This window comes from Oleiphilus sp. HI0128 (genome assembly GCF_001635365.1).
Genome location: NZ_LWGG01000533.1, coordinates 1 through 298 on the forward strand (window position 1 = coordinate 1; position 298 = coordinate 298).

The window sequence follows — 298 nt, forward strand, 5'->3', positions numbered from 1 at the left end:
CCGACCCACATAGTCAGCCATATCCTTATCAAACTCTTTACAGAACTCAGGGTCATCTTTGAGAGAAAGGTATTTCTTCTCAAGGTCTTCAAGCGATGACATCAAAGTCTCTGAAACAAATCGACCACCATAAGGGCCAAAATGCCCTTTATTATCAGGAAGTTGAGCTAACAATTCTTCAGTAATTCGTGTATTCGCTGGTACTCGACACCTCATCTACAAAACTTGAAACTTTAGAGTGGTCTTTCACACCCTTACGTAATTCTACACCGCCACTTACATCTACCGCATAGGGGCG

At 42.6% G+C, this 298-nt stretch carries 2 pseudogenes; both read right to left on the bottom strand.

Features of this window, described 5'->3' with window-relative positions:
• Positions 1–216: pseudogene (locus A3763_RS06280) on the bottom strand (tryptophan synthase subunit beta); the annotation flags it as partial.
• Positions 179–298, bottom strand: a pseudogene (locus tag A3763_RS27460) (hypothetical protein); the annotation flags it as partial. The pseudogenes A3763_RS27460 and A3763_RS06280, both read right to left, overlap by 38 nt.